This is a genomic window from Duganella sp. BJB476 (genome assembly GCF_003416895.1).
In the GTDB taxonomy this organism is placed as follows: domain Bacteria; phylum Pseudomonadota; class Gammaproteobacteria; order Burkholderiales; family Burkholderiaceae_D; genus Rugamonas.
This window is the reverse complement of record NZ_QVIO01000002.1, coordinates 623,043-647,723: the sequence shown is the minus strand read 5'-3', so window position 1 is coordinate 647,723 and position 24,681 is coordinate 623,043. Positions and strand designations below refer to the sequence as shown.

The following is a 24,681-nucleotide window of genomic DNA, read 5'->3' as shown; positions in this document are numbered from 1 at the left end:
CTCCGTGTGCTTACAGCCGGCCGGTCAGCAGCATGAGCAGCAGGATCACCACCACCAGTCCGGTGATGCCGCTGGGCGCATAGCCCCAGCTGCGGCTGTGCGGCCAGGTCGGCAAGGCGCCGATCAATGCCAGGACCAGTATGATCAGAATGATGGTACCCATGGTGTTCTCCTTGTTGAGTGCTTGGCTGCCGGGACGGCGGGATGATTAATAGCGGTACAGGCGGCCGTCGACCAGGCGCACGCGGTTGCCGGCGCGCAGGTCGTAGACGCTGTCCTGGTTGATGATGCGGTAGTCGCCGTTATCCATGCGCACGCTGATCTGGTATTGTTCGCGCGGCTGGTTGCGGTTCTCCTCCACCTTGTTGCCGACCACGGCGCCGCCGACTGCGCCGGCCACGGTGGCGGCGGTGCGGCCGCTGCCGGAGCCGATCTGGTTACCCAGCAGGGCGCCGACCAGGCCGCCGGTAACGGCGCCGGCGCCGCTGGTGCCGGACTTGGCCTGCACGACCTGGATCGATTCGATGGTGCCGTAGGACGCGGTGTCCGCCGGGTTGGTGTAGCTGCCTTGCTGCGGCTGGCTGGTGCTGGCGCAGCCGCCCAGGACGGCGGTGCCGGCGATCAGCACGGCTGCTATGGTGGTCGAGTGTTTCATGTTGTCCTCCCGAAAATGTGTGATTCCAGAATAGACAGCGGTGGGGCGTGGGTCTGTGCGCTTTCGCACCCAGTTTGGCGAAGTGCGGTCTGTGTACGGTACCGTACAGAGGTGGGTGGGGAAGGGGCGTAAAACCTCTACATCGGTAGCGAGGACATCCAGTCCCGCTGGCTGACAAACCACTGTTAATCACCCTCCAAGGAGAATGCCATGAAAATCGCACACAAAATCGCCACCGCCCTGTTCACCGTTTCGCTGCTGGCCACCGCCGGCTGCGCATCGACCTCGACCAAAGAAGGCACGGGCGAGTATGTCGACGATTCCGTCATCACCACCAAAGTCAAAGCCAGCATCTTCAACGAGCCTAGCCTGAAGTCCACCGAAATCAATGTGGAAACCTTCAAGGGCACCGTGCAGCTGAGCGGCTTCGTCGCCCAGCCTGAAGATATCGCCAAGGCCGGCGCCGTGGCGCGCGGCGTCAAAGGCGTGACCGCCGTGAAGAACGACATCCGCGTCAAGTAAGCCTTACCTGCCGGCGCGCCATGCCCATCCGGGTGTGGCGCGCCGGGAGTTCTTTGTGAGCCATCATGAGCCAGCTGCCTGCCGAACTTCCCCTCAACAACGCAGTGGCCGCCGATGGTGATCCACCCCGCATTCCCCTGCACGTCAACGCCCGCGGCCTCGCGCTCGGCATCATCGCCACCGTGGCGTTTGTCTATGCGCTGCAATGGTCGCGCAATTTCCTGGTTCCCTTATTACTCGGCATTTTATTCAGCTATATGCTCAGCCCCATCGTGTGCTGGCTGGAGCGCCTGCGCGTGCCGCGCGTGCTCGGCGCCACGCTGGTCACCGTCGCCATCCTGGGCGGCGTCTTCGTTGTGATCGACAAGGTGCAGGGCGAGTTTCAATCCATCGTCGAAGAGCTGCCCACCGTCAGCCATAAGCTGTCACGCCTGCTCACCGAGCGCGCGCACGGCGGACCCAGTACCTTCCAGCGCATCCAGGCGGTGGCCACTGAATTGCAGCAAGCCACCGCCGGCGCGCAGGAACGCCGCGTCGTGCGCAAGGCGGCGCCGCCGTCGCCGGACAGCGGCAGCCTGCCGGTGCTGGACTGGATCTGGGCCGGCTCGATGGGCGTGATGGGCTTCCTTGGCCAGGCCACCATGGTGATCTTCCTGGTGTTCTTCCTGCTGCTGTCGGGCGACACCTTCAAGCGCAAGCTGGTCAAGCTGACCGGGCCGTCGCTGAGCAAGAAAAAAATCACCGTCCACATCCTGGAGGACATCAACTCGTCGATCCAGAAATACATGCTGATGCTGCTCGTCACCAACGGCCTGCTGGCCTTGCTGATGTGGGTGGCGCTGCGCTGGATCGGCCTGGAGAACGCCGGCGCCTGGGCCATCGTGGCCGGGCTGCTGCACCTGATGCCGTATTTCGGCCCCTTGCTGATTACCTTGGCCACCGGCGCGGTCGCCTTCATGCAATTCGAATCGCTGCAAATGAGCGTGCTGGTGATGGGCACGTCGCTGGCGATCGCGACCTTGGTCGGCACCGTGGTGGCGACCTGGATGACGGGGCGCTTCGCCCGCATGAACGCGGCGGCGGTGTTCGTCAGCCTGCTGTTCTGGGGCTGGCTGTGGGGCGTGTACGGCTTGCTGCTGGGCGTGCCGCTGATCGTCATCGTCAAGGGCGTGGCCGAGCGCGTCGAGGGCATGGAAGTGGTGGCCGAATTGTTGGGCGAATAGGCTTGCGCGATCGCCCTTGCTTCCGGACGGCGGTCGTCTAACATGAGCAATACAGGCACCTTGAGGAGTACGCCATGAGTCCAGAGCATGACCGCCGCCAGCGGGCCGAGACATCGGACACCGCCGGTTGGCACTCACTTGAATTTATCGTGCGCCACGCGCTGGAAATGCAACGCGACATCGGCACCGCCAATGCGGTGGAGTTCTTGCAGAGCATAGGCATCAGCCCGCAGGTGATAGGCCGTGTGTTGGCGCCCGATGCGCAGGTGCGCGAGGCCGACCAGCAGGCGCTGGCCGCGTCGGTGCCGGTGGCCGATCTGCCGGTCTCCACGCGGCGCGCCTATCTGCGGCGCACGCTGGTCTAAGGCGGCGCTAGCGTTCCATGGCGCTGCGCCGGCGCAAGTTGCCCAGTTGCAGCGCATACTGGCGCGCGAACTCGGCGCCCAGGAAGAAGATCTGCGCCGAGTAGTACACCCACAGCAGCAGCGCGATCACCGATCACGCCGCGCCGAAGCTGCTGGTGACGCCGCTGTTGCCGATATAAACCCCGATCAGGTATTTCCCCAGCGTGAACAGCGCGGCCGTGCCGGTCGCGCCTATCGTCACGTCATGCCAGGACAGTCGTATGCGCGGCAGCATCTTGAAGATCACGCCGAACAGGGCGGCGATCACCACAAAGCCGACGATGAAATTGATGGCCGACAGTGCCAGGCCGGCTTCGCGCCAGTATGCGCTCCACAGGTTTTCCAGCAGGGTCAGCGCGGCGCTGACCACCAGCGACACCATCAGCAGGAACGCCAGCACCAGGATCATGCCGAAGGAAAGCAGGCGGGTGCGTATCACGTCCCAGGCGTTGCCGTGGGTGAGCGGCGGGACTTGCCAGATATCGTCCAGGCTGGCCTTGAGTTCGGCAAACACACTGGTCGCGCCGAACAGCAGCAGGGCGCCGGCCAGCAGGGTGGCGAGCCGGCCTTCCTCCTTGTTGCGGGCGCCGGCCAGCACCAGTTGCAGCGCCTGCGCGCCCTGCGCGCCGACCAGGCCGCGCAGCTCGCTGAACAACTGCCCCTGCGCCGCCTGCGGTCCGTAGAACCAGCCGGCGATGGCCAGCACCAGCACCAGGATGGGCGCCATCGAAAACAGCGTGTAAAACGCCAAAGCCGCGCCCTTGCTGCTGGCGCGGTGTGCTAACCATTCAGTCACGGTGCATCGCAGCACTGACACTAAATTTGGTTTCATAAAAAAAGCCCCGCTACCAGAGCGGGGCTTGTGTTGCTTACTGTACGCGGCGTTCGATGGTGATCTGTTCGATTTCGACGCGACGGTTAGGTTCCAGGCACTTGATCAGGTCGGCGCGTTTCTGTTTCTTGTCGTTGCACTGCACGACAGGATTGGATTCGCCCTTGCCGACGGCGTTCAGGCGGTTGGCGGCGACGCCCTTGCTGACCAGGTAGTCCTTGACCGCGTTGGCGCGGCGCTCGGACAGCTTCTGGTTGTACTTGTCGCTGCCCAGGCGGTCGGTGTAGCCGGAGATGACCACGTTGTCGATGCCGGAGTTGGCATTCAGCACATTGGCGATATCGTCCAGCTTCGGTTGGCCGGGCGCCAGCTTGGCGCTGTCGAAGCCGAACAGCTCGGTCGCCGACATCGTCACTTTTTCAAAGCGGGCCGGTGGCGGCGGTGGCGGCACCACGGCCGGGGCCGGCTGCGGCGCAGGTTCCATGGCTTGCGGTGCTGGTGGCGGCGGCGCTACCGGCGCGGCTTTCGGCGGCGCGTTGAAGGCGATGTTCAGGCCGACCGTTGCGTAGTAGTTATTGCTCTTGCTGTTCGGGAACTCATTGCCGCGAATGAAGCCATGCACGTCGCGGATGTCGGCCTGGAAGGCGACTTGGTCGTTGATGTCGGCCTGGAAGCCCAGGCCGGCGCTCAGGTAGGGCGAGGTCTTGCTGCGTTCGCCGGTCACGTTCAGTTTCACCTTGTCCTGCTCGGCGCCGACGCCGACCAGCAGGAAGGGACGGAAGGTTTTGCGGGAAAACATATACAAGGCATCCACGCCCAGCGTGTTCTGCCGGTAACGCTGGCCGTTGTCACGCGAGCGCGCATAGGTGGCGCCGCCCTGGATGTCCCAGCTTTCATTGAGGGCCTTGCCGAATTTGAGGCCGACGCCGTAGCCGCGCTTGTCCACGCCGAAGTCCGAATCGGGCTTCATGGCGTTCAGGCTGGGCTGGATGTACCACGATGGATTGACGACCGCATCCTGGGCCAGGGCGGAAAACGACGCACACAGAATAGCGGCGGCGAGGGCGATTTTTTTAGTTTGGTTCACAGGTTTGCTCCCGATTTATTGATTGGATGTGTTTCATTGCCAGCAATGTTGAGGCACCGCTGTTGGACCGAAGATTAAGCAGTTTGGTGCAGCTCTTCCGTGCGCTAGCGTACCTAAGCTTGTGCTGTATCAAATTTGTCACAGTTCCAGAAACTTAGTTCAACGCCCCTTGTCACACCTTAAGTGCCATGGATTGCCTCTAATGTTCGTTGCCGCACAGACCAATGCGCTGCGAAAAGGCATTCTTGAGCCAGATGCAGAGACCGTAGCGAGATGCCCGCCGCCCGCCACGCTATCCGCTGCCACTAATCTCGGCAATTGTTATAAGGAGTGTTCCCATGCATGCAGTTAGACAACCTCAACATCTGGTCCAGAACGAGATGAAAGCCTCGCCGGAAATGCACGCCACCACAGCCAAGCTGATGCTGGTGGAACGTCCGGCCCCGGCTCCTCTGGACCGGAAGCCTGCGCTGTCGATGGCCTCTATCGAGCGGGTTCGCTCGACCTCGGCCACGCTGCGCCGCATCGAAAACATGCAAAAGCTGATCGGCGAATTGCAACTGCACGAAATGCTGGCCGATGAAATCGCCTGGTTCCTGAAGTTTTCGCCGTCCGGCGCCCGCAAATACATCCGCGACCTGCGCGAAGCCGGCGTGATCGAGCTGGCGCGCTATGTCGAAGGCACCGCCACCTACCTGGGCAAGGCGGTCTACCAGCTGACCCCCGACCCGGAACGCGTCAGCGCCTTCCTGGCCGCCATCGTCCAGCCGAAGCGCGAAGGCGCGCCGCCGCGCAAGGAACGTCCCGGCCTGCGCGAACAGGCGATGGCCGGCAGCGGCCGCCACTTCCACATCCTGGCCGACGACACGCACTATGCGATCCGCGTCAACCGCGGCCCGGTGATGCGCGATCCGCTGGTGGCAGCCCTGTTCGGCTCGGCGCCGTCGATGCAAAAAGAAGAAGCCGTCTGACCGCACCCTGCGGCGCACGCGTATGATGGAACGGCCGGGCATGCCCGGCTGTTTGCATATTGAAATGTAGACAAGGCCCCCCACCTAGCCTTGACTGGACATCTCAACGGACGCGCGGCACATGGAAGCTTTGACCTGGATCGGCCTGACGGCGCTGTTGATAGCGCTGCCTTTTTACTACCCGCGCTGGCGTTTGCGGCGGGTGCTGGCGCAGCCCTTGCCGGCCGAGGCGCTGGCCGTCCTGCAGCGCAACATCCCGGTCTACCGCCGCATGGCGCCCGACCTGCAGCAGCAGTTGCAGCGCATGGTGGTGCAGTTCCTGCACCAGAAAAAGTTCATCGGTTGCGAAGGCCTGGAAGTGAGCGACGAGATGGCCGTCACCATCGCCGGCCAGGCTTGCCTGCTGTTGCTGAACCGCCCGTCCAAAGTCTATCCGGCCTTGCACACCGTCCTGGTCTATCCCAGCGCCTTCGTGGCGCAGCGTGCCGAGATCGGGCCGGGCGGGGTGGTCACGCCGGGCCACCACAGCATGCTGGGCGAATCCTGGGACGACGGCCGCGTGATCCTGTCGTGGGACGACGTGCAGCGCGGCGCCGGCGACTGGACGGATGGCCACAACGTCGTGTTGCATGAATTCGCCCACCAGCTCGACAGCGAGTCGGGCCGCGCCAACGGCGCGCCGTACCTGGGCAATCCGGCCAGCTACCGCGAATGGTCGGAAGTGCTGGAGCGCGATTTCCAAAACCTGCGCCACAGCGCCATGTACCGCCAGCACAGCGTGATGGACCATTACGGCGCCACCAATCCGGCCGAATTCTTCGCCGTCGCCACCGAAACGTTTTTCGAAAAACCGTACCAGATGGCCGAGCACCACGCCGAGTTGTACGCCGAATTCCTCAAGTACTACCGGGTCGATCCGCGTGGGTGGATGGCGCCGCCGCCACCGCCTGTCGAGCCCACTTACGGCTGGGAGTCCAGCTGGTCGCATTGAACACCATCAATGCCGGAACTAGTGCATAATCGATTCAGCCGCGCACGCCGATGCATGCCGTCCGCCTGCGCGATCTGCGCAGGACAGACGCTGTCGCGAGGCTATCGATATGCAATTTGACGAATTCGACTTTCTTTCCTCCGATGCCGCCGGCGCTCCCGCCGTGGCGGCGCCGGCGCCCGAGGCGGCTTCGCCGCTGGTGCGGCTGCAGTACCTGGTCGACAACACGCCGGCCATCATCTATTGCACCGTGCCCAGCGGCGACTTCAAGATGACCTTCGTCAGCAACAACGCCTTGAACGTGCTGGGATACCGTCCCGAGCAGATGGTGGCCGACCCCAACTTCTGGTTCGACCACATCCATCCCGACGACGCCCCCAGCATCTTTTCCAGCCTGGCGCTGGTGTTCAGCGAAGGCCAGCGCGCCTACGAATACCGCTTCCGCGCCAGCGACGGCAGCTATCTGTGGATGCACGACACGCTGCGCCTGATCCGCGACGACAAGGGCGTGCCGCTGGAGGTGATCGGCTCGCTGACCGACATCACGGCGCGCAAGCGCATGGAGGAGACCTTGCAGGCCAAGGGCGTCGAGCAGCAGGCGCTGATCGGCGAACTGCGCAACGCCCACGAGCAACTGCTGCAATCGGAAAAGATGGCCTCGATCGGCCAGCTGGCGGCCGGCATCGCGCACGAGATCAACAACCCGGTCGGCTTCGTCAACTCGAACATGGGCTCGCTGAAGAACTATGTCGGCACCCTGCTGGGCGTGATCGAGCGCTACGAGCAGGCCGCCAAGCCGCACCCGGCGCTGGCGGCACAGCTGGCGGCGCTGCGCGAACAGGCCGACCTGGAATTCCTCAAGGAAGACGTGACCGACCTGGTGCGCGAATCGATGGACGGCCTGAAGCGGGTCAAGGACATCGTCCAGGCGCTGAAGGACTTTTCCCACGTCGGCGAGACCGAGTGGCAGGTGGCCGACCTGCATCACGGCCTGGACAGCACGCTCAACATCGTCAGCAACGAGATCAAGTACAAGGCCCGGGTCGACAAGCAGTACGGCACGCTGCCGCCGGTCACCTGCCTGGCCTCGCAGCTGAACCAGGTGTTCATGAATCTGCTGGTCAACGCCGCCCACGCCTTGCGCGAGCAGGGCGTGATCACGCTGCGCACCGGCGCCGCCGACGGCTGGGTGTGGATCGAGGTGGGCGACAACGGTTGCGGCATCGCGCCGGAAAACCTGAATCGCATCTTCGAACCGTTCTTCACCACCAAGCCGGTCGGCAGCGGCACGGGGCTGGGCCTGTCCTTGTCGTACGGGATCGTCAACCGCCACGGCGGCCGCATCGAGGTGGCCTCGGTGGTGGGGCAGGGCACGCGCTTCACGGTGCACCTGCCGGTGCAGCCGCCGCAGGCCGCGGCGCCGGGGTGACTGCTACAGGATAACGGCGCCGTCGTCGTCGCGCTTGACGTCCAGCAGGCCCGGTTCCTCGGCCTCCAGCCGCTGCGCTTCCAGCTCTTGCGGCGTCAGTGGCGGCGGCGCCACCAGCGTGGCGCGCTGCGCCAGCGCCTGCCGCACGTTCTGTTCCAGCTCGGCGGCATCCCAGGGCTTGCTCATGAAGCGGAACGCCTGCGCCTGGTTGATGGCGCTGAGCACCGTGCCGTACTCGGTCGAGGCGCTGAGCATGATGCGCACCGTGTTGGGCGCGATGTCCCTGAGCGCCTGCAGCAGCTCGCCGCCGGTCATCTGCGGCATGTTGTAGTCGCAGATGATCAGGTCGTAGTCGCAATAGCAGATGCGCTTGAGCGCGTCGTAGGGATCGAGGCAGGTTTCGATCTGCGGCGGCGCCTCGCGGAACATTTGCAGCAGGGCGCGCTGCAGGGCGTTGAGCACATTGATCTCGTCGTCCACCAGCAGGATCTTGCTCATGCGTCCCCCTTGGGATTGCGGATCCAGATCGACAGCCGGCCGCCGGCCTTGGTCTCGAAGTCCTGCACCTGCTGGATCATGCGGGCGTCCAGCACGTGCTCGACCGACAGCAGCATCAGGCCGTCGCGGCTGATCAGGTCGCGCGCCAGCACCATGCCGGGCAGCAGTTCGCCGGACAGCACTTCGACCCCGGCGCCGGTGTCGGCGCCGCCGTCGATGATCTGGCGGAACGCCGTCACCACGTTGGGATCGTAGCGCTTGCCGCTGGCGTCGAGGATCAGCGTCTTGGCTTCCTCCGGCCGCAGGTGGCGCTGCACCATCGCCCCCTGTTGCAGGTTGTAGTAGTCGGCCGCCAGCGCCAGGATGCGCGCGCCCAGCGGGATCGCCAGGCCGGCCAGGCCGTCCGGGAAGCCGTTGCCGTCGAAGCGCTCCAGCTGGCCGCGCAGGATGGCGGCGCTGCCGCGCAAGTCCTCCAGCGGCATCAGCAGTTCGGCGGCGCGCTGCGGATGCTTGCGGAACAGGCCCAGCGATTCGCCGTGCAGCATGGTCAACGGGGTTTGCAGCAGTTCGTCGGAAAAGCCGATCTTGCCGATGTCGTGCAGCAGCGCGGCGATGAAGATTTCCTGGGTCTCGCGCGCGTCCAGCTCCAGCCGCACCGCCAGCTGGCGCGCCAGCTCTGCCACCAGGCGCGCGTGGCCGGGCCGGTTGTGCGCCCGCAGCTCGATCATGCTGGAAAAAATCTTGATGGTGGTGACGAAGTTACGCTTGAGCTTGTTGTTGGCGGAGGTGGTCGCCTCGTGCTCGGCCTTGAGCTGGCGGGTGCGCGCCTCGACCTTGGCTTCCAGGCTCTGGTTGAGCGTCTTCAGTTCCTCGTTCTGGCGCAGGGTCAGCGCTTCCAGCCGCACCTTCTCCTGCTCCAGCTGGCGCCGCTCCAGCGCGTGGCGCACCAGCAGCAGCATGTCGCCGTCTTCCCACGGCTTGGTGATGTAGCGGTAGATCTCGCCGCAGTTGATGGCGTCCTGGATCGACTGGATGTCGGAATAGCCGGTCAGCAGCAGGCGCATGGTGTCGGGCCAGCGCGCCTTGACCTGGGCCAGGAACTGGGCGCCGTTCATTTCCGGCATGCGCATGTCGGAGATCACCAGGTCGACCTGCTCCTTCTCCAGCACCTCCAGGCCGAGCGCGCCGCTCTCGGCCAGCAGCACGCGGTAGCCGGCCGGGCGGAACAGGCGCCGCAGCGAGGACAGGATGTTGGGCTCGTCGTCCACGCACAGCAGCGTGGCGACGGTGGCCGGCGCGGCCGCGGCGGACAGCACGCTGCTCATGCGGGATCCTCGCTGGCCGCTTCGGGCTGGTTGATCGGCAGCCGCACGCGGAAGCGGGTGCCTTTGCCGAGTTCGGTTTCGACGTCGATGTGGCCGCCGTGTTTCTGCACGATGCCGTAGGCCAGCGACAGCCCCAGCCCGGTGCCCTTGCCGACCGCCTTGGTGGTGAAGAAGGGGTCGAAGATGCGCGACAGCGTGTCCGGAGAAATGCCGCTGCCGTTGTCGGCGACGTCGATCCACACGTTGTCGCCGTCGGTGCCGGTGCGCACGGTGATGCGGCCGCGCTGCTCGCCGATGGCGTGGGCGGCGTTGACCACCAGGTTCATCACCACCTGGTTGATCTGCAGCGGCAGGCACTGGATGTCGGGGATGTCGCCGTATTCCTTGACCACATCGGCCTTGTACTTGACCTCGTTGCCGACGATGTTGAGGGTGGAGTCGATGCCGCGGTGCAGATTGGACCAGACCCAGTCCTGGTTGGCGTCGACCCGCGAGAAGTCCTTCAGGTCCTGGACGATGTGGCGCACCCGCACGATGCCTTCGCGCGATTCGGCCATCAGCGACGGGATGTCCTCGCGCAGGAAGTCCAGGTCGATCTGCTCGCGCCGCGCGCGCAGGGCGGCCGCGGCGGCCGGCGCGCCGATGTCGGCCTCGGCCTGCTGGTAGGCGTCGAGCATTTCGAACAGCTGGTCCAGATAGGTTTGCAGGGTGGTGAAGTTGGAAAAGATGTAGCCGATCGGGTTGTTGATCTCGTGCGCGACGCCGGCCGCCAGCTGGCCGATCGAGGCCAGCTTGTCGGCCTGCACCAGCTGCTGCTGGGCGCGCGACAGTTGGCTGTTCAGTTCGGTCAACTCCAGGTTGCTGCGCCGCAGTTCGGCCTCGGCCAGGTGGCGCTGGCGGATGTCTTCCTGCAGCTGCTCGTTCATGTCGGCCAGCTGGGCGGTGCGTTTCTCGACCACGTTTTCCAGGTTGTCGTGGGCGCGCCGCAGCGCGTTCTCGGCCACCCGCCGCTCGGTGACGTCGCGCAGCGTTTCGATGGCGCCGACGATGCGGCCCTGGTGGTCGCGCAGCGGCGCCGCCGTGAAGTGCAGCCAGTGGCCGCTGGCGCCGATGTTGGGGAAGAAGTCCTCGGCCTCGTAGGCGCCGGGGATCAGCGCCGAGGCGCGGTACTTGCCGGGGTAGTGCTGCTCCAGCAGGTGGTCGTCGCCGGCCACGATCAGGTCGGCCAGCACCGGGCGCTGCTTGGGATAGAAGGCTTGCCAGTGGTTGCTGGTGCCGACCATGGCCAGCTTGCTCCAGCCCAGCAGGTGCTCGCAGGCGCGGTTCCAGTGCGTGATCACGTGCCGGGTGTCGATGGCGAAGGTGGCCACCGGATGGCCGTCGAAGAACTCGGACAGCGCGAACGCGGCGTGCGCCGGCGATTCGGCGTCCGGCAGCGGCGGGATGGGCGTTGCGCTCGGGGTGGCGGGGGAGGCGGAGTTCATGTCGTCAGCATCTTGCACATGGTTTCGAACAGCTGTTCGGTCTCGGCGAACACGCCGGCCCAGGCGGCGTCGCTCAGGCCCAGCGCCTGCCACGCGGCCAGCGACAGCGGCGGCACCTGGTCGTCCTCCTGGCCCGACAGGTCGAGCGCGTGGGCCAGGATGTTGGCCGCGTAGATCACGCTCGACAGCGTGGCCGGCTTGCTGTCGGCGGCGCGGTGGTGGTCGGCGACGGCGGCCTGGATAGTCGCCGGGAACTTCCAGTGCTTGGCCAGCGCGCTGCCGACCGTGGCGTGGTCGATGCCGAACACGGCCAGCTGGGCCGGCGCGGCGGTGCAGTCGTGCTGGCGGCGGTACTCGTGCACGCGGCGGTAGTCGTCGGGGAAGCGGGTGGCCAGCACCAGCGTGCCGAGGTCGTGCAACAGGCCGGCGGTGAAGGCGGTGTCAGGGTTCAGGCGCACATGCGGCGCCAGCACGCGCGCGCACACCGCGCTGGCGATCGAGTGGCGCCAGAAGGCCGGGAAGTCGAACTGGTTGCCGGGCGCCGGCTTGAAGCTCTCGGTCACCGAGCAGGCCGTCACCAGGGTGCGGATGGCGTGGAAGCCCAGCACCGAGATCGCCTGCTGGATCGAGGTGACCTTGGACGGCATGCCGTAGAACGAGGAGTTGGCCAGGCGCAGCGTCTTGGCGGTGAGCGCCTGGTCGAGCGTGATCTTGGCGGCCAGCGCGTGGGTGTCGATGTCGTCCTGGTCCATGCTGGCCAGCAGTTCGTTGACCACCGCCGGCAGCGAGGGCAGGTCGCGCACCGCCTTGATGATGTCGTCGGCGGTCATGCTGGCGGTCCCTCGCGGTAGGCGCGCAGGCGTTGCAGCAGCGCGGCGCCGCCGTCGCTGTCGGCGCTGTGGCGGAACAACCGGTCGAGCCGCGCCAGTTGCAGCGCGCGGGCACGGGCCAGCGCGGCCGGATCGGGCGCGTCGGCCGCGCTCCAGACCACGCAGCGCTCGATGCCGCGCCGGCGCAGCGAGGCCAGCGTGGCGGTGGTCAGCGTGGCGTCCTGCGGCAGCAGCACGCCGCCGTGGGCGTCCAGCAGGGCGGCGGCCAGCGTCATGCCTTCGACGGCTTGCTCCAGGCCGATTTCGTTGGGGTGGGCGGTGACGCTCATCGATCGGTCTCCATTTTGCTCAGGGTGATCAGGCTGCCGCGCGAGGCCGAGTGCTCGCCCATCGGGTAGCACATGACGACGTAGCTCTGGCCGCCGATGTCGGCCAGGTGGTGGCGGGGCTGGCCGCTGCCAGTTTGGGCCTGGGCCTCGGCGCCGTCGGCCGGGAACAGCTCGGGCAGCACGTGGCAGGCCTCGTTGCCGAGCAGCGCGCCGCTGTAGCGGAACAGGCAGGCGGCGGCGGCGTTGATGAAGGCGATCATGCCGGAGTCGTCCATGCCGATCACCGCCAGCGGCAGGTGTTGCAGCAGTTCGCGCGCGACGTTCAGGCTGATCTCGTCGCGGCTGATCTGGCGCTGCTTTTCCTGCAGGAGCTGTTCCATGCGGCGGTTGGCGGCCGCCAGTTCCTGGTTGGCGCTGCGCACTTCGAGGTGCAGGCGCTGGTTGTCGTCGGCGATTTCCTTGACCCGGAACGATTCGGCGATATGCCCGCGCAGCTGCTCGTCTTCCCACGGCTTGGTGAGGAATTTGTAGATCGCGCCTTCGTTGACGGCGTCGGTCACCGATTGCAGCTCGGTGTAGCCGGACAGCATGATGCGTATGGTATCCGGCACCAGCTCCCTGGCCTTGCGCAGGAAGTCGGCGCCCAGCATGCCGGGCATGCGCTGGTCGGAGACGATGACGTCGACCGGATGCTCGGCCAGCACGGCCAGGCCCTGCGGGCCGTCGTTGGCGGTGTAGATCTGGTACTGGTCGCCGCGCAGCAGGCGCTTGAGCGCGGCCAGGATGTTGGGCTCGTCGTCCACCAGCAGCAGGCGGCGCGGCGGCCGGTGCATGCGCAGCAGGTGCTCCGGCAGCGCGCGGCCGCTGGCCAGCAGCTGGTGCAGCTCGGTCGAGGCCAGCGGCGGCGCGAAGAAATAGCCCTGGATCTGGTCGCACATATTGCGGCGCAGGAAGTCGCACTGGGCTTCCGTCTCTACGCCCTCGGCCACCACCTTCATGCCCAGGTTGTGGCCCATGGCGATGATGCTCTTGGCCATGGCGGCGTCGTGGCTGTCGGCCACCACGTTGCGGATGAAGTCGGCGTCGATCTTGATGGCGTCGAAGGGATAGCGTTTCAGGCTGCTGAGCGAGCCGTGGCCGGTGCCGAAGTCGTCCAGGGTCAAGTTCAGGCCGCGCGTCTTGAAGCCGGCCAGCACGTCATCGCAGGCGGCGCCGGCTTCGGTCAGCGCGACCTCGGTGATTTCCAAGGTCAGCGCGGCGGGGGTGATGGCGTAGTCGTCCAGCATGGCGGCGACGGCGGCGCCGAAGCCGGGATCGCGGAACTGGCTGGGCGAGACATTGATCGCCACCCGCAAGTCGTTCTGGCCGCCGCGGCGCCAGGCTTGCAGGTCGCCGCAGGCGCGCCGCAACACCCAGTGGCCGATGGCGGCCGTCATGCCGGCCGCCTCGGCCTGCGGCAGGAAGGCGTGGGCCGACAGCAGGCCGCGTTCGGGATGTTGCCAGCGCACCAGCGCTTCCAGGCTGACCACGGCGCCGCTCTGCAAGTCCACCAGCGGCTGGTATAGCAGGCGCAGCTGGTCTTGCGCCAGCGCCTGCTCCAGCGCGTGGAGAAACGGCAGGTCCGGAGCGACCGTCACGGGCGGGACATCGTGCGTTTGCGGTGCTGCATGCATGGGCGCGCCTAGCGAATTAATAGCTTCTAGATATCGAAAACCCAAATCGATTATACGGCCACACCAGTTTTGTGGCGTGCATGCACGCAGCTTTTTTTGCCGCCCGCCGATTTGCGCGGGGTTGTTGCTTATTGGGGACTAAGCCAGCGCTGGCGGCAATTTTGGGTATGATAGTCGCTACAATAAAAAAACCTGGCACCCGTCGGAATAACGCGTTTTGATAGGGGGATGCGGCAATGGCACAGGCATGGGTAGTGCTCACTCGTCCAGACGGCCGCGATGTGGCGGCGCCGTCCGAAGCGCAGATGGCGGCGGTGCTGGCGGATGTCTACAGCGGCAAGACCGCCAGTCCTGACGGCGGCCCGGGCAGCGCCGTGCTGCGCTTCGGTTATGACGACGGCTTGATGTACGAAGTCGAGGTGTCCACCGGCGGCGGGGTGCGCTTTGCCGAATGGTCGGACCGCGATTGCGAAATCGCGCTGGCCGGCCCGCGGGTGATGACGGCGCTGGCGCAGGCCGACGCGCTGCAACTGTGGCGCTTGCTGGCGCAGCGGCAGGTGGCCAAGATCCGCAGCCAGCCCTGGCTGGAGGCTGGCTGAACCGGGCGACTGAATTTAGCGGCGGCGCTGTTCCTGCCGTGTCTGGCAGGTGATGCATAGCCGCGCTTCCGGCCGCGCGTTCAGGCGCGAATAGCCGATCAACTCGCCGCAGTGCTCGCACAATCCATAACTGTGGTCATCGAACTTGGCCAGCGCGTGGCGCACAATGTGCAACTGGCGCGCCGTGTGTTCGGCCGCCTCGTGCACCAGCGCGTTGAGGGTGCGCTGGCTGGCGTTGTCGGCCGGCGACGCTTCGGCCTCGTGCGGCGGCGGCGCGCGCACGTCGGCACTGCGGTCGAGATCGTCCGCCAGCTGGCTCAGCAGGGCGGCGCGCGCGCGCTCCAGCCGCGCCTGCAAGGCCGTCCATTGATGGTCATCGAGTCCGTTCATGCCGCGTACTCCTTACGGCATTGGACCGGCGCGGCGCGATTTTGTTCGGCGCGGGCCGGCTTGAACCTCGGCCTCAGTCCGGCGGGGCCAGCGCGTCCAGGTGGTGCTTGAGTTTTTCCAGCGGCGTGACGATGCGTTCCGGCTTGCCGCTGGCGACCGCCGCGCCCAGCGACAGCAGTTCGGCGGAGAGGTCGACCAGGTCCTTCACCTTGTCGATGCGGGCGACGGTGTCCTGGGCGCGGCGGGTCTGTTCCAGCAGCTGCTGCTGGGCGCCGCCCAGGCCGCTGGCGGCCAGCTTGGCGCTGTCCAGGTACAGGCTGTTGGCGCGCTGGCGCAGCAGCACTTCATTTTCAAACAGCGCTTGCGCCGTGCCTTGCGTCATGACGGGCGCGCTGCCCGGCGCCCGCTTGCGCAGCGCGCGCATCAGTTGCGCGTGCAATGCGTCGGCGCTGGCGGACAGGCTGTCGCCCAGCGCTTCGATATCGTGGGGATCTGCCATGGCAACTCCTTGCTGGGTTTATTTTTGCGGGATCTGGTTGAGCAGCGCGCGGTGGCTCTGCTCGATGGCGGCCAGGTTGTTTTGCGCCAGCGTGTTGCGCAGGCCGAACAGGTGGTATTCGGTTTGCCGGTCGTGCTGCTGGGCCTTGGCCAGCGCCAGCAGCAGGCGGTCGCGGCGGGCGTCGAGGAAGGGGATTTCGGTCTCCAGCATGCCGAGCACGATGCGCTCCTCGTTGTCGCTGGTCTTGCCATACAGGCGCAGCAGGGTGCGCATGGCGCCCAGCAGTTCCTGCATCGCCTGGTGGCCGTCGCGCATCAGTTCCTGCACTGCGGCTTCCTGCGCCGGCCGGGTGAGGGCGCGCGCCACCAGCCGCGTCAGGCCGGCGTAGGCGTTGACGTGGCGATCGTCGATGCCGTTGTCCGGCCAGGCCTTGATGCCGCCGCTCATGGACTTGACCTGGTCCTCGAGGTCGTACTGGCGGTCGCCGGCCAGCTGGCCCAGCGCCTGCATATAAGCCTGCACGCCGGCTTGCAGCTTGACGAAGTCGTCGCAGGCGGCCTGGCGCTGGATGTCGAGCTGGTGCTCGCGGGCGTCGGCGGTGGGGCTCAGGAAGGGTTGTTCGCGCTGGTAGGTGGAGCGGTAGCGCTCGGTCAATTCATGGTAGGCGCCCAGCTTGGGCGACTGGGCGGCGAAGGCGCGCACCTCCGCCATCCGGGGCGTGCTGCTGGCGCAGCCGCCGAGCAGGGCCAGTAATCCGAGGATCAGCAAGGCACGGGTGAGTTTCATGGGCGCGCTCCACAAAGTGTGTAGCTATTTTTGTCCCAGCTGAAAAGCTCCGTGTTGCGAATGCGCAGATCAGGTGGTCAGCGCCTGGCGCCAGCCCAGGCCGGCCATGGTGTCGCCGGCCGGCAGGTATTCGCAGCCCAGCCAGCCGTCGTAGCCGATGGCGTCGATGTGGCGGAACAGGTGGCGGTAGTTGATCTCGCCGGTGCCCGGTTCGTGGCGGCCGGGAGTGTCGGCGATCTGCATGTGCTTGATCATAGTCAGGTGGGCGCGGATCGTGTTGCTCAGTTCGCCCTCCATGCGCTGCATGTGATAGATGTCGTACTGCAGGAACAGATTCGGGCTGCCGGTCTCGGCGATGATGTCCAGCGCCTGCCTGCTGTGGTTGAGGAAGTAGCCCGGCATGTCGTAGTGGTTGATCGGTTCGATCAGCAGCTCGATGCCGTGCGGCGCCAGCGCGGCGGCGGCGTAGCGCAGGTTGTCGACGTAGGTGGCGTGGGCGCGCTCCTTCGCCACGCCGGCCGGGAGCTTGCCGGCCATGCAGTGCAGGCGCGGGGCGCCTAGTTCGGTCGCGTATTCCAGCGCGCTTTGCACGCCGGCGCGGAACTCGTCCTGGCGGCGCGGATCGCAGGCCATGCCGCGGTCGCCCGCGTTCCAGTCGCCGCAGGGCAGGTTGAACAGCACCAGTTGCAGTTGATGGCGGCGCAGGCGCTCAGCCAGCTGCTTGGCTTCGTAGGCGTAGGGGAACAGGAATTCGACGCCGTCGAAGCCGGCCTCGCGGGCCAGTGCGAAGCGTTCCAGGAAGGGCGCTTCGTTGAACAGCATGGACAGGTTGGCGGCGAATTTGGGCATGGCAGGCTCCGGGGGAAATGGCTGGCAGCCGCTATCGTAACCGTAAATAAAAAAAACCACCCGAAGGTGGTTTTGTTGGGGAGCTGCTTATCGGCCGCGGCCGCCGGAGCGGTGCTGGGCTGCCGAGCGCGGGGCGCTGGTGCCGGTGCGTGGACCGCCGCCGGCCGGCGCGCCTGGCGCGCGTGGCTTGCCGCCGCCGTTGCCGCCACCACCGCCCGACTTGGCGCCGGCTGCGGCTGGTTTGCCGCGTCCGCCGCCGTTACGGCCACCGCCGCCACCGCCGTTGCGATGGCCAGGGCCGCCGCTGCGCAGTTGCACCGGTTGTGGGCGCGCGTTCAGGTCCGGCTCGAAGCCAGGGATCACTTCACGCGGCAGGGTTTGCTTGATCAGCTTCTCGATGTCCTTCAGCATGTCGTGCTCGTCCACGCAGACCAGCGATACCGCTTCGCCGGTGGCGCCGGCGCGGCCGGTACGGCCGATGCGGTGCACATAGTCTTCAGGAATGTTCGGCAGGTCGTAGTTGACCACGTGCGGCAGCTGGTCGATATCGATACCGCGCGCGGCGATGTCGGTGGCCACCAGCACTTGCAGCTTGTTGTCCTTGAACTCGGACAGCGCCTTGGTGCGCGCCGACTGGCTCTTGTTGCCGTGGATCGCCATCGCGCCGATGCCGTCGCCGCCCAGCTGTTCAACCAGCTTGTTGGCGCCATGCTTGGTGCGGGTGAACACCAGCACCTGCGACCAGTTGTTCGATTTGATCAGGTGCGACAGCATCGGATGCTTCTTGTCGCGGTCGACCGGGTGGATCAGCTGGGCGATCACTTCGACCGCCGAATTGCGGCGCGCCACTTCGATCATGGCTGGCTTGTTCAGCAGGCCGTCGGCCAGGGCCTTGATCTCGTCCGAGAAGGTGGCCGAGAACAGCAGGTTCTGGCGTTTCGGCGGCAGCGCGGCCAGCACTTTCTTGATGTCGCGGATGAAGCCCATGTCCAGCATGCGGTCGGCTTCGTCCAGGATCAGGATTTCCACGTGCGACAGGTTGACGGTGCGCTGTTCCATGTGGTCCAGCAGGCGGCCAGGGGTGGCGACCAGGATGTCGACGCCGTGCTTGAGCTGCTTGATCTGCGGATTAATGCCGACGCCGCCGAAGATCACGGTGGAGTTCAGCTTGGTGTACTTGCCGTAGATGCGGACGCTTTCCTCGACCTGGGCCGCGAGTTCGCGGGTCGGGGTCAGGATCAGCGCGCGGATCGGGCGGGCAGTGGTGTTGCTGGTGATCGCCGCGCCTTTGGCGTCGGTCGACAGGCGGTGCAGGATAGGCAGGGTGAAGCCGGCGGTCTTGCCGGTGCCGGTTTGTGCGCCTGCCAGCAGGTCGCCGCCATTCAGAACGGCAGGGATCGCCTGCTGTTGAATAGGGGTGGGCGAGGTGTAGCCGGCTTCGGTAACAGCGCGGACGATAGCGTCGGACAAACCGAGGGAAGAGAATGACATGATGACTTTTTGTTAAGATAGGCCTGTCGCATTTGAGGCGCCAGTCGCAGGCAATCGGAGTGGATGACACTGCGGCTAAAGGACTGGTCAGAGTGCCGCAGGCCTGAGTATAACAGCTAAGTCTGTTAATTATTTCAATCAGGAAATAAAAAAGGGAGCGTATGCTCCCTTTTTTTGTAACAAAGATTCTACTTTTACTAATTATGCCTTTGGCTGCTCACCGAACTGCGACAGCAAACCAACCATCTGGCCGAAGATCTTCGGGCTGGCGGCGATGATGTCGCCCTTGTACAGGTAATCGGACTCGCCGCTGAACTCGCCGACGATGCCGCCCGATTCCGTCACCATCAAGGCGCCGGCGGCGATATCCCAAGGCTTCAGGCCTTTTTCATAGAAGCCGTCCAGACGGCCGGCGGCCACGTAGGCCAGGTCCAGCGCGGCGCTGCCCGGGCGGCGCACGCCGTGGCAGCGTTCGGCCATGATGCCGTACATCTTCAGGTATTCGTCCAGCGCCTTGGCGTTGCCGGCCACGTAGCCGGTCGACAGCAGCGCGTTGGCGATGCGGTCCAGCTTGGTGACGCGGATGCGTTTGTCGTTCAGGTAGGCGCCGGCGCCCTTGGTCGCGGTGAACAGGTCGTTGCGCACCGGGTCGTAGATCACGGCCTGGGTGATCACGCCGCGCTGCGACAGCGCGATCGAGATCGAGTATTGCGGGAAGCCGTGCATGAAGTTGGTGGTGCCATCGAGCGGGTCGATGATCCAGGTGTATTCAGTCTCGTCGTTGGCGTTCTTGGACGGGCCCGACTCTTCGCACAGGAAGGCGTGGTCGGGATAAGCTTTGGACAGCACCTCGATGATGGCCTGTTCGGCCGCCTGGTCGACGTCGGTGACGAAGTCCTTGTGGTTTTTCTCGGTGACGATAACGCGGTCGAGGTCGAACGACGCGCGGTTGATGACGGCGGCGGCGCGGCGGGCGGCTTTGATCGCCGTGTTGAGCATTGGGTGCATGTAAGCTTTTCCGTTAAAAGAACGCTAACGCCCACCGGGGGCCTCAGCCTGCCCGGCAGCACGAAAGTGTACAAGAGTGAATTAAAGAGCGGAGCGGCGCCGACAAGGTAAAATCCCGGGGAATTTGTGTATCGATACCGCGCAATAGCGCTATTTTAAATGAACCTGCCTCAAATCAACACCAATCTTTTCAAACAGCGGTGATTTTATCCTGGCCGAGACCGCCGGCGCTATTTGTAGATGCCCGCGCCGATGACAAACTCGTCGGCTTTTTCGACATAGCTCGACTTGGCTTCCATCACCTTGCTGACGGGATTGGGCCATTTGTAGTCGACCCAGCCGTGGCCGCTCGTGTTGGCCACCTCGATGAAGCGCCGGACCTGGAACACCCCGTCCGGATCGCGCAGGTCGATCAGGACCTTGCCTATCATGCGAGGATTGTTGCCGATCGCGACACAGGTGCCGTTCATGTCGTAGACGAAGATATACAGGTTGCGGTCGACGAATTGCCCGCCGGGATTGTTGAATTCCGCAAAAGCCTTGTCCTTGCCGTTGGCCTTTAAATAGGCCACCGCCTTCTTGACCATGGCCACCGCCTCGTCGGCGCTGGCACGCCCGCCCGCATCGGCCGCCATGGCATTTGACATCATGCACGCCAGAACCAGCGTGACGGCCTTGAGAAAGTGTCGCATGAGATGCTCCCCGTTGGATGTGGCGGCCGGCGCGGCGGCGCCGTGCGGTCGGGTAAGTCCATGCTACGCCCTAAGTTTGCCGCTCACAAGAATAACCTTGGCGGCGCAGGCGCGCGCCAACAGGGTAAAATCCGGGTTTGCGCAGGGCCGGTTCGGCCGCTTGGTAATCTTGCAATTTGTGTATCGATACCGCGCGATAGCGCTATTTTAATTTAAATGAACCTGCCAGTAATCAACACCAACCTTTTCAAACAGCTGCGATTTATTCTGGTCGAGACCAGCCGCGCGGGTAATATCGGCGCCGTGGCGCGAGCCATGAAAACCATGGGTTTCAGCGATCTGGTGCTGGTGACGCCCCGCTTCGAACACGCGCTGCAAGACCCGGAGGCTGTGGCCTTCGCCAGCGGCGCCGGCGACATCCTGGCCGGCGCGCGGGTGGTCGGCAGCATGGCCGAGGCGCTGGACGGCATCAATTTCGCCGCCGCCGTGTCGGCCCGGCTGCGCGAATATTCGCCGCCGGTGCTGACCCCGCGCGAGGTGGCGGGGCAACTGGCGGCCCAGCCGGAACTGCACGCTGCCCTCATTTTCGGCAACGAGCGTTTCGGCCTGCCGAATGAGATCGTCGAGAAATGTAATGTTTTGATCAATATTCCAGCCAACCCGGACTACTCGTCATTGAACCTGTCGCAGGCGGCGCAAGTGCTGGCCTACGAATGCCGGATGGCGGTGCTGGACGGCGCGCCGCCGGCTATGAATACACGCCAGCCGAGCGGCGACGCCAACGAGATCGGCTTCCAGGGCGAGGCCGCCAGCGCCGCGCAGATCGAGGGCATGTACCAGCACCTGGAGCAGTCGCTGGTGGAGATCGGCTTCCTCGACGCCGGCAACCCGCGCAAGCTGATGCCGCGCCTCAAGCGCATGTTCGCCCGCGCCCAACTGGAAACCGAGGAAGTCAACATCCTGCGCGGCATCGCCCGCCACATGGTGGGCAAGCGCAAAGACTGAGAGCCGCAACCGCCAAACAGTACGCCGGGTCCATGCGTTGGAATTGCTCCTTGTCGTTTTGATGCTTCGTCGTTTGCACTAAGCTTGGCAGACGCAAGGAGCTCCAATGCTGCTCAGAATACGGATTATTAATGGCCGGCCGATACACCGTGCAATGATCAAGAGGGTGGTTCGATGCATGCGCCAGGATCTGCGCGGTTATTTCCACCAGCGGAAAAGGCCGGAGTCAGTCCGGCTTCCCAATATCTATCAAGATCTGGAAGCCCGCCGATTTTTGAATTGGCAGTCCGCTGCCGCCTGCTGCTTTTCGTCTGAGGTTATTTTCGTGCGACGAAATCCCAGTCGCTCGACTTTGTTGGAGGAGGCAGGTCACGCTTTGCAGTTCCACCAAGGGATCTACAATGATATCGTGGGCTTGGGCGGAAACATGCTGGCTGACGTCGCAATGGAGTACATGATTGCAAGAGTTCTTCAGCAGAACGCCAAGCGGTGGGGCCTGCCCAGCGTCGAGAGGAATGAAACCAGCGCCAGGTTGCGGCGCTTCTTGAGCGCGGCGCGGAAACACGGAGGCCTGTCATGGGATATACGTTTGAAGTTACGAAGGTCAGAAAAGTCGATAATGCGCAAATTGGAATCCTGGACGGGAGAATTCTCGAAGGGCGGGTAAGGGCAGACTCCTCCGCTTTGCTGTTGCATGATGGGCAAAGCATACCCGTGCATGTCAAGGGTGTGCTCCTCTGTGGTGGCGATCGTTCTGACGGTTTGCTGAGCCTGACCGTCGGGCTGGGTGAGCGTGCAATGAAACTGGTTGCAGCTGGAGACAAAATCCGCGCCTGATCCGACTAGACGCCTTACTCTATTTTTTGCGCGCAAGGTTGTCCGCCCGTTCACGTACACTAGCTGGATTAAAAAAACGAGACGGACGGAGACATGACTACCCGCAGATCTTTCCTCAAGATCGGCGCGGCCGCTGCGATCACCCTCGCAGTCGGCGGCGCCATCTATCGCCTGGCGAACCCGCCGGCGCTCCCCCATCCCTTCACGCTGGACGGCGATGCCAAGGCCGTGCTGGCCGCCATCGTGCCGGCGATGCTGGGCCCGGTGCTGCCGATCGAGGCCACCGCGCGCGCGGCGGCGCTGGAGGCGGCCATGACGCGCACGCTGGCCGCCATCCACGGCCTGCCGCTGGGCACGCAAAAAGAAGTGCAGGACTTGTTCGGCCTGCTGGCGCTGGCGCCCGCGCGGCGCTGGCTGGCCGGCGTGTCCGGCAGCTGGGAGCAGGCCGCGCCGCAGCAGGTCGCGGCCTTCCTGGAAAGCTGGCGCCATCATCGTCTCGACGCGCTGCAAACGGCCTACCTGGCCTTGCATGACCTGATCCTCGGCCCGTGGTATGCGGAGCCGTCGTCGTGGGCCGCGATCGGCTATCCCGGTCCGCTGAAGGAGCTGCAGAAATGACCAACACCAATATCCCGATCGCCGCCGCCAAAGGCCCGATACCCGACCCGATCCGGGCCGGCCTGGCCGCCGGCTGGCGCGTCACCGACTGCGCGCGGCTGGACGCCGACCTGACGCTGGAAGCCGACGTGATCATCGTCGGCAGCGGCGCCGGCGGCGGCGTCAGCGCCGAGATTCTGGCGCTGTCCGGCCTGCGCGTGCTGATCGTCGAGGAGGGCGCGCTGCGCTCCTCGTCCGACTTCAACATGAAGGAGGCCGAAGCCTACCCGCAGCTGTACCAGGAATCGGCTGCGCGCAAGACGCGCGACAAGGGCATCAACATCCTGCAGGGCCGCACCGTCGGCGGCACCACCACCGTCAACTGGACCAGCAGCTTCCGCACACCCGACATCACGCTGGCGTATTGGACTAAACAGTATGGTTTAAAGGACTACACGCCGGAAAAACTGGCGCCGTGGTTCGGCATGATGGAGCAGCGCCTCAACATCAGCGACTGGGCCGCCGCGCCCAACGAGAACAACGACCTGCTGCGCCGCGGCGCCGCCAAGCTGGGCATCCCGACCGGGCTGATACGGCGCAACGTCAACGGCTGCTGGAACCTGGGCTACTGCGGCATGGGCTGCCCGACCAACGCCAAGCAGTCGATGCTGGTGACCACCATTCCTGGCGCGCTGACCCAGGGCGCGACCCTGCTGACGCGCGCCCGCGCCGAGCGCTTCGTGATCCAGGGCGACAAGGTGGCGCAGCTCGATTGCGTGGCGCTGGACGACGCCGGCCGCGCGCCGACCGGCCGCCGTATCACGCTGCGCGCCAAACACTACATCGTCGCCGGCGGCGCCATCAACTCGCCGGCGCTGCTGCTGCGCTCGGGCGCGCCCGATCCGCACGGCCTGCTGGGCAAGCGCACCTTCCTGCATCCGGTGGTGATCTCGGCCGGCACCTTCGACCAGCGCGTGGACGGCTACGCCGGCGCGCCGCAGACGGTGTACTCCGATCACTTCCTGCACAATAATCCGATCGACGGCGCCATGGGTTACAAGCTGGAAGTGCCGCCGCTGCATCCGTTGCTGCTGGCGACCACCACCGCCGGCTTCGGCGCCCAGCACGCCGGCGACATGGCGCAGTTCCCGCACAAGCAGGCCATCCTGGCGCTGCTGCGCGACGGTTTCCACGCCGACGCGCCCGGCGGCAGCGTGGCGCTCGACAGCCACGGCGCGCCGGTGCTCGATTATCCGATCAGCGATTTCATCTGGGACGGTGCGCGCCGCGCCTTCCTGACGATGGCCGAGATTCAGTTCGCCGCCGGCGCGCAGGATGTGTCGCCGGTGCACGAGTCGGCGCCGCGCTACACCAGCTGGGCGCAGGCCAAGGCCGGCATCGCCGCGCTGCCGCTCAAGCTGCTGGCGACGCGGGTGGTGTCGGCCCACGTGATGGGCGGCTGCACCATGTCGGACGACGAGCGCCAGGGCGTGTGCGGCGCCGACGGCCGCTACCACGGCCTGGCCAACCTGTCGGTGTACGACGGCTCGCTGTTCCCGACCTCGATTGGCGCCAATCCGCAGCTGTCGATCTTCGGCGTGGTGGCGCGGCTGGCCAGCGGCCTGGCGCAGCAGCTGACCGGCAAGCCGGCGGCCCGGCCGTTGCGCACCTGATC

At 65.4% G+C, this 24,681-nt stretch carries 27 protein-coding genes and 1 pseudogene; 11 read left to right on the top strand and 17 right to left on the bottom strand.

Annotated features, from left to right (window positions below; genetic code table 11):
* Window positions 1-10: 10 nt before the first annotated feature.
* Both D0T21_RS12485 and D0T21_RS12480 read right to left on the bottom strand, forming a co-directional pair.
* Window positions 11-163: a DUF3309 family protein gene (locus tag D0T21_RS12485; RefSeq protein ID WP_116989538.1), complete on the bottom strand. Its 153-nt coding sequence runs from the start codon at window positions 161-163 to the stop codon at window positions 11-13.
* Window positions 164-208: 45 nt separating this feature from the next.
* Window positions 209-655: a glycine zipper 2TM domain-containing protein gene (locus tag D0T21_RS12480; protein ID WP_116989539.1), complete on the bottom strand. Its 447-nt coding sequence runs from the start codon at window positions 653-655 to the stop codon at window positions 209-211.
* A 210-nt stretch (window positions 656-865) separates the two neighbouring features.
* Between D0T21_RS12480 and D0T21_RS12475 the strand changes: the two genes are divergently transcribed.
* The 3 genes from D0T21_RS12475 (at window position 866) to D0T21_RS12465 (ending at window position 2,765) form a co-directional block, all read left to right on the top strand.
* Entirely contained in the window at window positions 866-1,177 is a 312-nt protein-coding gene (locus D0T21_RS12475; RefSeq protein ID WP_116989540.1) for a BON domain-containing protein, read from the top strand.
* Window positions 1,178-1,242: 65 nt separating this feature from the next.
* Window positions 1,243-2,400 (top strand): AI-2E family transporter, encoded by a 1,158-nt coding sequence (locus tag D0T21_RS12470; protein WP_229211454.1) that lies wholly within the window; start codon window positions 1,243-1,245, stop codon window positions 2,398-2,400.
* A 74-nt stretch (window positions 2,401-2,474) separates the two neighbouring features.
* Window positions 2,475-2,765, top strand: a complete 291-nt coding sequence (locus tag D0T21_RS12465) for a hypothetical protein (protein ID WP_116989541.1) — start codon at window positions 2,475-2,477, stop codon at window positions 2,763-2,765.
* Window positions 2,766-2,772: 7 nt separating this feature from the next.
* Here D0T21_RS12465 and D0T21_RS12460 read toward each other — a convergent pair.
* Both D0T21_RS12460 and D0T21_RS12455 read right to left on the bottom strand, forming a co-directional pair.
* Window positions 2,773-3,636: pseudogene (locus D0T21_RS12460) on the bottom strand (YihY/virulence factor BrkB family protein).
* Window positions 3,637-3,673: 37 nt separating this feature from the next.
* The gene (locus D0T21_RS12455; RefSeq protein WP_116989542.1) at window positions 3,674-4,723 is read right to left on the bottom strand and encodes an OmpA family protein; all 1,050 of its coding nucleotides are present in this window, start codon (window positions 4,721-4,723) and stop codon (window positions 3,674-3,676) included.
* A gap of 338 nt (window positions 4,724-5,061) precedes the next feature.
* Here D0T21_RS12455 and D0T21_RS12450 point away from each other — a divergent pair, with 338 nt between their 5' ends.
* The 3 genes from D0T21_RS12450 (at window position 5,062) to D0T21_RS12440 (ending at window position 8,114) form a co-directional block, all read left to right on the top strand.
* The gene (locus tag D0T21_RS12450; RefSeq protein ID WP_229211453.1) at window positions 5,062-5,694 is read left to right on the top strand and encodes a winged helix-turn-helix domain-containing protein; all 633 of its coding nucleotides are present in this window, start codon (window positions 5,062-5,064) and stop codon (window positions 5,692-5,694) included.
* Window positions 5,695-5,815: 121 nt separating this feature from the next.
* A complete protein-coding gene (locus D0T21_RS12445; RefSeq protein WP_116989544.1) occupies window positions 5,816-6,685 on the top strand; it encodes a zinc-dependent peptidase in 870 nt (289 codons plus the stop codon).
* A gap of 109 nt (window positions 6,686-6,794) precedes the next feature.
* The gene (locus D0T21_RS12440) at window positions 6,795-8,114 is read left to right on the top strand and encodes an ATP-binding protein (RefSeq protein ID WP_116989545.1); all 1,320 of its coding nucleotides are present in this window, start codon (window positions 6,795-6,797) and stop codon (window positions 8,112-8,114) included.
* Window positions 8,115-8,117: 3 nt separating this feature from the next.
* Here D0T21_RS12440 and D0T21_RS12435 read toward each other — a convergent pair whose 3' ends face one another.
* The 6 genes from D0T21_RS12435 to D0T21_RS12410 are packed head-to-tail and all read right to left on the bottom strand — an operon-like array spanning window position 8,118 to window position 14,253.
* Window positions 8,118-8,612: a response regulator gene (locus D0T21_RS12435; RefSeq protein WP_116989546.1), complete on the bottom strand. Its 495-nt coding sequence runs from the start codon at window positions 8,610-8,612 to the stop codon at window positions 8,118-8,120.
* Entirely contained in the window at window positions 8,609-9,937 is a 1,329-nt protein-coding gene (locus tag D0T21_RS12430; RefSeq protein WP_116989547.1) for an HD domain-containing phosphohydrolase, read from the bottom strand. Before D0T21_RS12430 ends, D0T21_RS12435 begins: the two co-directional genes overlap by 4 nt.
* On the bottom strand, window positions 9,934-11,421 hold the full coding sequence (locus D0T21_RS12425; RefSeq protein WP_116989548.1) for an ATP-binding protein: 1,488 nt from the start codon (window positions 11,419-11,421) through the stop codon (window positions 9,934-9,936). Before D0T21_RS12425 ends, D0T21_RS12430 begins: the two co-directional genes overlap by 4 nt.
* A complete protein-coding gene (locus D0T21_RS12420) occupies window positions 11,418-12,251 on the bottom strand; it encodes an HDOD domain-containing protein (protein ID WP_116989549.1) in 834 nt (277 codons plus the stop codon). The genes D0T21_RS12425 and D0T21_RS12420 overlap by 4 nt, the downstream gene beginning before the upstream one ends.
* Complete coding sequence (locus D0T21_RS12415) at window positions 12,248-12,580, bottom strand: hypothetical protein (protein WP_116989550.1); 333 nt, start codon at window positions 12,578-12,580, stop codon at window positions 12,248-12,250. Before D0T21_RS12415 ends, D0T21_RS12420 begins: the two co-directional genes overlap by 4 nt.
* Window positions 12,577-14,253 carry an EAL domain-containing protein gene (locus D0T21_RS12410; RefSeq protein ID WP_229211452.1) on the bottom strand — a complete coding sequence of 559 codons (1,677 nt, stop codon included), beginning with the start codon at window positions 14,251-14,253 and terminating at the stop codon, window positions 12,577-12,579. The genes D0T21_RS12415 and D0T21_RS12410 overlap by 4 nt, the downstream gene beginning before the upstream one ends.
* A 236-nt stretch (window positions 14,254-14,489) precedes the next feature.
* Between D0T21_RS12410 and D0T21_RS12405 the strand changes: the two genes are divergently transcribed.
* Entirely contained in the window at window positions 14,490-14,852 is a 363-nt protein-coding gene (locus D0T21_RS12405; protein ID WP_116989552.1) for a hypothetical protein, read from the top strand.
* Window positions 14,853-14,867: 15 nt separating this feature from the next.
* On the opposite strand, the gene D0T21_RS12400 is transcribed toward D0T21_RS12405, so the two are convergent.
* The 7 genes from D0T21_RS12400 to D0T21_RS12370 form a co-directional block, all read right to left on the bottom strand.
* Window positions 14,868-15,242: a TraR/DksA C4-type zinc finger protein gene (locus D0T21_RS12400; protein ID WP_116989553.1), complete on the bottom strand. Its 375-nt coding sequence runs from the start codon at window positions 15,240-15,242 to the stop codon at window positions 14,868-14,870.
* A gap of 73 nt (window positions 15,243-15,315) precedes the next feature.
* Window positions 15,316-15,741, bottom strand: a complete 426-nt coding sequence (locus D0T21_RS12395) for a hypothetical protein (protein WP_116989554.1) — start codon at window positions 15,739-15,741, stop codon at window positions 15,316-15,318.
* 18 nt (window positions 15,742-15,759) lie between these two features.
* Window positions 15,760-16,527 carry a hypothetical protein gene (locus tag D0T21_RS12390; RefSeq protein ID WP_199538442.1) on the bottom strand — a complete coding sequence of 256 codons (768 nt, stop codon included), beginning with the start codon at window positions 16,525-16,527 and terminating at the stop codon, window positions 15,760-15,762.
* Between the two features lie 69 nt (window positions 16,528-16,596).
* Window positions 16,597-17,376 carry a 2-oxo-tetronate isomerase gene (gene otnI / locus D0T21_RS12385; protein WP_116989555.1) on the bottom strand — a complete coding sequence of 260 codons (780 nt, stop codon included), beginning with the start codon at window positions 17,374-17,376 and terminating at the stop codon, window positions 16,597-16,599.
* 87 nt (window positions 17,377-17,463) lie between these two features.
* Entirely contained in the window at window positions 17,464-18,867 is a 1,404-nt protein-coding gene (locus tag D0T21_RS12380; protein WP_116989556.1) for a DEAD/DEAH box helicase, read from the bottom strand.
* Between the two features lie 201 nt (window positions 18,868-19,068).
* Window positions 19,069-19,866 (bottom strand): inositol monophosphatase family protein, encoded by a 798-nt coding sequence (locus D0T21_RS12375; protein ID WP_043479992.1) that lies wholly within the window; start codon window positions 19,864-19,866, stop codon window positions 19,069-19,071.
* Window positions 19,867-20,105: 239 nt separating this feature from the next.
* Window positions 20,106-20,567 carry a cache domain-containing protein gene (locus D0T21_RS12370; RefSeq protein ID WP_116989557.1) on the bottom strand — a complete coding sequence of 154 codons (462 nt, stop codon included), beginning with the start codon at window positions 20,565-20,567 and terminating at the stop codon, window positions 20,106-20,108.
* Window positions 20,568-20,783: 216 nt separating this feature from the next.
* On the opposite strand from D0T21_RS12370, the gene D0T21_RS12365 reads away from it, so the two are divergent.
* The 4 genes from D0T21_RS12365 (at window position 20,784) to D0T21_RS12350 (ending at window position 24,679) form a co-directional block, all read left to right on the top strand.
* Entirely contained in the window at window positions 20,784-21,572 is a 789-nt protein-coding gene (locus D0T21_RS12365; protein ID WP_116989558.1) for an RNA methyltransferase, read from the top strand.
* A 576-nt stretch (window positions 21,573-22,148) separates the two neighbouring features.
* The gene (locus D0T21_RS31695) at window positions 22,149-22,409 is read left to right on the top strand and encodes a hypothetical protein (protein WP_147328098.1); all 261 of its coding nucleotides are present in this window, start codon (window positions 22,149-22,151) and stop codon (window positions 22,407-22,409) included.
* Window positions 22,410-22,502: 93 nt separating this feature from the next.
* Window positions 22,503-23,027: a twin-arginine translocation signal domain-containing protein gene (locus D0T21_RS12355; RefSeq protein WP_116989560.1), complete on the top strand. Its 525-nt coding sequence runs from the start codon at window positions 22,503-22,505 to the stop codon at window positions 23,025-23,027.
* The gene (locus tag D0T21_RS12350; protein WP_116989561.1) at window positions 23,024-24,679 is read left to right on the top strand and encodes a GMC family oxidoreductase; all 1,656 of its coding nucleotides are present in this window, start codon (window positions 23,024-23,026) and stop codon (window positions 24,677-24,679) included. Before D0T21_RS12355 ends, D0T21_RS12350 begins: the two co-directional genes overlap by 4 nt.
* The last annotated feature ends 2 nt before the right edge of the window (window positions 24,680-24,681 follow it).

Excerpts from the sequence above, each read along its gene's own strand:
- D0T21_RS12450 (WP_229211453.1), top strand. The coding sequence starts at position 5,062 with ATGCATGCAGTTAGACAACCTCAACATCTGGTCCAGAACGAGATGAAA.
- D0T21_RS12395 (WP_116989554.1), bottom strand. The coding sequence starts at position 15,741 with ATGGCAGATCCCCACGATATCGAAGCGCTGGGCGACAGCCTGTCCGCC.
- D0T21_RS12355 (WP_116989560.1), top strand. The coding sequence starts at position 22,503 with ATGACTACCCGCAGATCTTTCCTCAAGATCGGCGCGGCCGCTGCGATC.
- D0T21_RS12375 (WP_043479992.1), bottom strand. The coding sequence starts at position 19,866 with ATGCTCAACACGGCGATCAAAGCCGCCCGCCGCGCCGCCGCCGTCATC.
- D0T21_RS12435 (WP_116989546.1), bottom strand. The coding sequence starts at position 8,612 with ATGAGCAAGATCCTGCTGGTGGACGACGAGATCAATGTGCTCAACGCC.
- D0T21_RS12410 (WP_229211452.1), bottom strand. The coding sequence starts at position 14,253 with ATGCATGCAGCACCGCAAACGCACGATGTCCCGCCCGTGACGGTCGCT.
- otnI (WP_116989555.1), bottom strand. The coding sequence starts at position 17,376 with ATGCCCAAATTCGCCGCCAACCTGTCCATGCTGTTCAACGAAGCGCCC.
- D0T21_RS12400 (WP_116989553.1), bottom strand. The coding sequence starts at position 15,242 with ATGAACGGACTCGATGACCATCAATGGACGGCCTTGCAGGCGCGGCTG.
- D0T21_RS12440 (WP_116989545.1), top strand. The coding sequence starts at position 6,795 with ATGCAATTTGACGAATTCGACTTTCTTTCCTCCGATGCCGCCGGCGCT.
- D0T21_RS12445 (WP_116989544.1), top strand. The coding sequence starts at position 5,816 with ATGGAAGCTTTGACCTGGATCGGCCTGACGGCGCTGTTGATAGCGCTG.
- D0T21_RS12430 (WP_116989547.1), bottom strand. The coding sequence starts at position 9,937 with ATGAGCAGCGTGCTGTCCGCCGCGGCCGCGCCGGCCACCGTCGCCACG.
- D0T21_RS12475 (WP_116989540.1), top strand. The coding sequence starts at position 866 with ATGAAAATCGCACACAAAATCGCCACCGCCCTGTTCACCGTTTCGCTG.
- D0T21_RS12420 (WP_116989549.1), bottom strand. The coding sequence starts at position 12,251 with ATGACCGCCGACGACATCATCAAGGCGGTGCGCGACCTGCCCTCGCTG.
- D0T21_RS12415 (WP_116989550.1), bottom strand. The coding sequence starts at position 12,580 with ATGAGCGTCACCGCCCACCCCAACGAAATCGGCCTGGAGCAAGCCGTC.
- D0T21_RS12485 (WP_116989538.1), bottom strand. The coding sequence starts at position 163 with ATGGGTACCATCATTCTGATCATACTGGTCCTGGCATTGATCGGCGCC.
- D0T21_RS12365 (WP_116989558.1), top strand. The coding sequence starts at position 20,784 with ATGAACCTGCCAGTAATCAACACCAACCTTTTCAAACAGCTGCGATTT.
- D0T21_RS12380 (WP_116989556.1), bottom strand. The coding sequence starts at position 18,867 with ATGTCATTCTCTTCCCTCGGTTTGTCCGACGCTATCGTCCGCGCTGTT.
- D0T21_RS12480 (WP_116989539.1), bottom strand. The coding sequence starts at position 655 with ATGAAACACTCGACCACCATAGCAGCCGTGCTGATCGCCGGCACCGCC.
- D0T21_RS12405 (WP_116989552.1), top strand. The coding sequence starts at position 14,490 with ATGGCACAGGCATGGGTAGTGCTCACTCGTCCAGACGGCCGCGATGTG.
- D0T21_RS12350 (WP_116989561.1), top strand. The coding sequence starts at position 23,024 with ATGACCAACACCAATATCCCGATCGCCGCCGCCAAAGGCCCGATACCC.
- D0T21_RS12390 (WP_199538442.1), bottom strand. The coding sequence starts at position 16,527 with ATGAAACTCACCCGTGCCTTGCTGATCCTCGGATTACTGGCCCTGCTC.
- D0T21_RS12470 (WP_229211454.1), top strand. The coding sequence starts at position 1,243 with ATGAGCCAGCTGCCTGCCGAACTTCCCCTCAACAACGCAGTGGCCGCC.
- D0T21_RS12425 (WP_116989548.1), bottom strand. The coding sequence starts at position 11,421 with ATGAACTCCGCCTCCCCCGCCACCCCGAGCGCAACGCCCATCCCGCCG.
- D0T21_RS12370 (WP_116989557.1), bottom strand. The coding sequence starts at position 20,567 with ATGCGACACTTTCTCAAGGCCGTCACGCTGGTTCTGGCGTGCATGATG.
- D0T21_RS31695 (WP_147328098.1), top strand. The coding sequence starts at position 22,149 with ATGGGATATACGTTTGAAGTTACGAAGGTCAGAAAAGTCGATAATGCG.
- D0T21_RS12465 (WP_116989541.1), top strand. The coding sequence starts at position 2,475 with ATGAGTCCAGAGCATGACCGCCGCCAGCGGGCCGAGACATCGGACACC.